General features: G+C 67.1%; 5 protein-coding genes and 1 pseudogene. 1 reads left to right on the top strand and 5 read right to left on the bottom strand.

The genetic code is table 11. The annotated features are described in order from the left end of the window. Window positions 1-129, top strand: a pseudogene (gene mtgA, locus FFS27_RS28985) (monofunctional biosynthetic peptidoglycan transglycosylase); the annotation flags it as partial. Window positions 130-133: 4 nt separating this feature from the next. On the opposite strand, the gene FFS27_RS28980 reads toward mtgA, so the two are convergent. The 5 genes from FFS27_RS28980 to ftsY all read right to left on the bottom strand — a co-directional run. Then, the gene (locus FFS27_RS28980) at window positions 134-739 is read right to left on the bottom strand and encodes a hypothetical protein (RefSeq protein WP_003084511.1); all 606 of its coding nucleotides are present in this window, start codon (window positions 737-739) and stop codon (window positions 134-136) included. Window positions 740-803: 64 nt separating this feature from the next. Next, window positions 804-1,658 carry an RNA polymerase sigma factor RpoH gene (gene rpoH, locus FFS27_RS28975; RefSeq protein ID WP_003084510.1) on the bottom strand — a complete coding sequence of 285 codons (855 nt, stop codon included), beginning with the start codon at window positions 1,656-1,658 and terminating at the stop codon, window positions 804-806. A 113-nt stretch (window positions 1,659-1,771) separates the two neighbouring features. After that, entirely contained in the window at window positions 1,772-2,779 is a 1,008-nt protein-coding gene (ftsX, locus tag FFS27_RS28970; protein WP_003084508.1) for a permease-like cell division protein FtsX, read from the bottom strand. Continuing rightward, window positions 2,779-3,450, bottom strand: a complete 672-nt coding sequence (ftsE, locus tag FFS27_RS28965) for a cell division ATP-binding protein FtsE (protein WP_003084505.1) — start codon at window positions 3,448-3,450, stop codon at window positions 2,779-2,781. Before ftsE ends, ftsX begins: the two co-directional genes overlap by 1 nt. Beyond that, a partial coding sequence (ftsY, locus tag FFS27_RS28960) for a signal recognition particle-docking protein FtsY (RefSeq protein WP_137952384.1) occupies window positions 3,447-4,527 on the bottom strand: 1,081 nt, incomplete at its 5' end. The genes ftsE and ftsY, both read right to left, overlap by 4 nt.

The raw sequence follows: 4,527 nt of genomic DNA, 5'->3' as shown, positions 1-4,527 counted from the left end.
GTGCTGCCCAGCCCGCTGAAATGGAGCGCGGCCAGGCCGGGCCCCTACGTGCGCCAGCGCGCGGCCTGGATTCGCCAGCAGATGTGGCAGTTGGGCGGCGACGACTACCTGCTGCGCCTGGAGCGCTGAAAGCTCAACGCGGCGGTTTTTCCAGGGCCTGGCGCGGCACCGCGAGCATCAGCCGCAAGTCGTCGTCCGGCAGGTGCGCGGTCAGGCCCAGTTGCGGATAGACCCAGGCCTCGCCCTGGGCCAGTTGCAGGCGCAGGCGCGGCTGGCCGAGACTGGCCAGCAGCCGCTCGGCACCGACCCTGCCTTCGGGAATCATGCTCAGCGCCACGATCGGCTTGTCGCCCAACTGTCCTTCCAGCCCGGCGCTCAATGGCTGCGGCGCGCTGCCAGGCTGCAACGCGGATGCCCGCTGCAGGCTCAGTTGCTCCTCGGCGCTCAGGCCCAGCTCGCCTTCCACCTGCCAGGGGCCGCCATCGCCCAGCAGGCGGCCACGGAAGGCCAGGCGCACGCCATCCAGGCGCGGGTCCACCCACAGCTCGCCATCCACCGCGTCGTGCAGCTGGCGCAGGGTCAGGGCGTTGTCCGCCAACGGCGCCAGCACCTGCTCCTGCCAGTCGGCCAGCCACGGCAACGGCCGTGCCGGTTCCGGCGTACGGACCAGCCAGGCGCCGACGACGAAGGTCAGGACCGCCAGCGACAGGTAGAACAGCCAGCGGGTATTGCGCGGCATGGGATTCCTCCGGGCAGAAAAAAACCGCACCCTTGCGGGGTGCGGTTTTCGCGAGGCGCGGTGATCAGGCGAGAATCCGCCCTTTCAGCTTGCTCATGGCGTTCTTTTCCAGCTGCCGGATACGCTCGGCGGAGACGTTGTACTTTTCCGCCAGGTCATGCAGCGTGGCCTTCTCCTCGGACAGCCAGCGCTGCTGGAGAATGTCGCGGCTGCGCTCGTCGAGGCCTTCCAGCGCCTCGTGCAGATTGGCGCTGGAGCTGTCGCTCCAGTCGGCGTCTTCCAACTGGCGCGCCGGGTCGTAGCGGTGGTCTTCGAGGTAATGCGCCGGCGACTGGTAGGCGCTCTCGTCGTCCGCGTCAGCGGCCGGGTCGAACGCCATGTCCTGGCCGGTCAGGCGGCTTTCCATCTCGCGCACTTCGCGGGGCTCGACCCCCAGGCTCTCGGCGACGCGATGGACTTCCTCGTTGTTCAACCAGGCCAGGCGCTTCTTCTGGCTGCGCAGGTTGAAGAACAGCTTGCGCTGCGCCTTGGTGGTGGCGACCTTGACGATCCGCCAGTTGCGCAGGATGAACTCGTGGATCTCCGCCTTGATCCAGTGCACGGCGAAGGACACCAGGCGAACGCCCATTTCCGGGTTGAAACGCTTCACGGCCTTCATCAGGCCGACGTTGCCTTCCTGGATCAGGTCGGCCTGGGCCAGGCCGTACCCCGAATAACTCTTGGCGATATGAACAACGAAGCGCAGGTGCGCCAACACCATCTGCCGCGCCGCTTCCAGGTCTTGCTGATAGAAGAGGCGTTCGGCCAGTTCACGCTCCTGTTCCGGCGACAACAGCGGAATGCTGTTCACCGAGTGCACGTAGGCTTCCAGGTTTGCGCCTGGAACCAAGGCATGTACAGGTTGCAAAGAAGTGGTCATGCGAATCCTCCGATTCACGAAACTCGCGCAGTGTAGCACTCGGATATCTGACTGCAAGCGGGTGTATAAGTTCCTTTACAGCGACCCGCCGGCCGGTCGTGATTCCCCTGTCCTCAGCGCGGCGCCAGCTCGCGCAGGTGGCGGGCCACGGCCAGCCAGGCGCCGACCCAGCCAAGCAGCACCGCGCCGACGGTGAGCGACAGGCCGTCGTCCAGCGGCACGCCCTGCAGGCCGAAGTCGCTGCCGTACAGCCCTGAAAGGTTGACCACCGAACCGTTCAGCCAGTTCAGCGAATAGGCCAGCAGCGCCCAGGACAGGATGCCCGCGCCCAGGCCGTACAACGCGCCCATGTACAGGAATGGCCGGCGCACGTAACCGTCCGTCCCGCCGACCAGCTTGATCACCTCGATTTCGTTACGGCGATTTTCGATGTGCAGGCGGATGGTGTTGCCCACCACCAGCAAGAGGGTCAGCACCAGCAGGATGGTCAGGCCGAAGACGAAGCGTTCGCCGAGCTTGAGGATCGCGCTCAGGCGCTCGACCCATACCAGGTCGAGCTGCGCCTGCTGCACATGAGGCAGCTCCGCGAGCTGCTGGCGCAGCGCTTCCAGGCCGGCCCGGTCGATCTGCTTGGGCGTGACCGAGATCACTGGCGGCAGCGGGTTCTCCGGCAGCTCCTTGAGCGCTTCGCCCAGGCCGGACTGTTCCTGCAATTCGCTGAGCGCCTGCTCGCGGCTGATCAGTTGGGCCTCGATCACGTCCGGCAGGCGTTCGATCTGCTCGCGCAGGTCCTGACCCTGGTTTTCGCTGGTCTTCAGGTCGAGGAACAGGGAGATCTGCGCGGCGCGCTGCCAGGAGCCGCCGAGCCGTTCGACATTGTTCAGCAGCAGCGAGAGGCCCATCGGCAGGCTCAGGGTGATACCCATCACCAGGCAGGTGAAGAAGCTGCCGAACGGGTGGCCGAACAACCGGCGCAGGCTGTCCACCAGGCTGGCGCGATGGCTTTCCAGGTAGGCGCTGAACGAGCCGCTCCAGTCGGTCTGTTCCTGGCTCGGTTTCTCGCGGGTCTTGCGTTCCGGTGCGCCCTCTTCGGGGCCACGGGGAAGATCGTTGGCGCTCATCAGGCCTCGTCCTCACGGTCAGCGATGATCCGGCCACGCTGCAGGGTCAGCATGCGATGGCGCATACGGGCGATCAGGGCCAGGTCGTGGCTGGCGATCAGTACGGTGGTGCCCAGGCGATTGATATCCTCGAACACGCCCATGATTTCCGAGGCGAGTCGCGGGTCGAGGTTGCCGGTGGGTTCGTCCGCCAGCAGCAGGGCCGGCTGGTGGACGATGGCGCGGGCAATGCCGACCCGCTGCTGCTGGCCGGTGGAAAGGTCGGAAGGCAACGCCTCGCCCTTTTCCTTCAGGTTCACCCGCTCCAGGGCCGAGGCCACGCGCTTGGCGATCTCCGGCTTGGGCATGCCGAGGATCTGCAGCGGCAGGGCGATGTTGTCCGCCACCGTACGATCGGTGAGCAGTTGGTGGTTCTGGAACACCACGCCGATCTGCCGGCGCAGGAAAGGGATCTGCGCGGTAGTGATGCGCCCCAGGTCCTGGCCGCCGAGCAACAGCTTGCCGCTGGTCGGTCGCTCCATCGCCAGGATGAGGCGCAGCAGGGTGCTCTTGCCGGCGCCGGAGTGGCCGGTGACGAAGAGGATCTCGCCACGGTGCACGCGGAAGGACACCTCGTGCAGGCCTACGTGGCCGTTGGGATAGCGTTTGCCGACCTGCTCGAAGCGGATCATGCGTTCTCCCGCTCTGCGAAGAGTGCCTGGACGAAGGCGTCGGCCTCGAAGGTACGGAGATCGTCGATCCCCTCGCCGACACCGATATAGCGGATCGGCAGGCCGAACTGCTTGGCCAGGGCGAAGATCACCCCGCCCTTGGCGGTGCCGTCCAGTTTGGTCAGGGCCAGGCCGGTCAGCTCCACCGCGAGGTTGAACTGCTTGGCCTGGTTGATGGCGTTCTGCCCGGTGCCGGCGTCGAGCACCAGCAGGACCTCATGGGGCGCCGTCTCGTCCAGCTTGCCGATCACCCGGCGCACCTTCTTCAGCTCCTCCATCAGGTTGTCCTTGGTATGCAGGCGTCCGGCGGTATCGGCGATCAGCACGTCGATGCCGCGGGCCTTGGCGGCCTGCACCGCGTCGAAGATCACCGAGGCGGAGTCGGCGCCGGTGTGCTGGGCGATCACCGGGATGCGGTTGCGCTCGCCCCAGACCTGCAACTGCTCCACGGCGGCAGCGCGGAAGGTGTCGCCGGCGGCCAGCATGACCTTCTTGCCCTCGAGTTGCAGCTTCTTCGCCAGCTTGCCGATGGTGGTGGTCTTGCCCACGCCGTTCACCCCGACCACCAGGATCACATAGGGCTCGCGCGCGACGTCGACCTGCAACGGCTGCTCCACCGGGCGCAGCAGGCTGGCCAGCTCTTCCTGCAGCGCCTTGTACAGCGCGCCGCTGTCGGCCAGCTCCTTGCGCGCCACGCGCTTGGTCAGGTTCTGCACGATCAGGGTGGTGGCCTCGACGCCGACGTCGGCGGTCAGCAGGCGCGTCTCGATGTCGTCGAGCAGGTCGTCGTCGATTTCCTTGCGACCGAGGAACAGGCTGGCCATGCCTTCGCCGATGCTGGCGCTGGTCTTGGACAGCCCCTGCCGGAGGCGGGCGAAGAAGCCCGGCCTGGTCGCCGGCTCGCTGACTGCCGGAGCGGCGGCCAGCGGCGCAACGGGCTCGGGCTCGGGCTCGGGCTCGGGCTCGGGCTCGGGCTCGGGCTCGGCAGCAAGGATAGGCTCGGGTTGCGCGACGGGCGCCTCGGGCCGGGGCGAATGC

It is taken from the genome of Pseudomonas sp. 2VD, assembly GCF_005503585.1.
Lineage (GTDB): Bacteria > Pseudomonadota > Gammaproteobacteria > Pseudomonadales > Pseudomonadaceae > Pseudomonas > Pseudomonas aeruginosa.
Note: the sequence above shows the minus strand (reverse complement) of the source record. Positions and strands in the feature narration are given on the sequence as shown.

Excerpts from the sequence above, each read along its gene's own strand:
- ftsE (WP_003084505.1), bottom strand. The coding sequence starts at position 3,450 with ATGATCCGCTTCGAGCAGGTCGGCAAACGCTATCCCAACGGCCACGTA.
- FFS27_RS28980 (WP_003084511.1), bottom strand. The coding sequence starts at position 739 with ATGCCGCGCAATACCCGCTGGCTGTTCTACCTGTCGCTGGCGGTCCTG.
- rpoH (WP_003084510.1), bottom strand. The coding sequence starts at position 1,658 with ATGACCACTTCTTTGCAACCTGTACATGCCTTGGTTCCAGGCGCAAAC.
- ftsX (WP_003084508.1), bottom strand. The coding sequence starts at position 2,779 with ATGAGCGCCAACGATCTTCCCCGTGGCCCCGAAGAGGGCGCACCGGAA.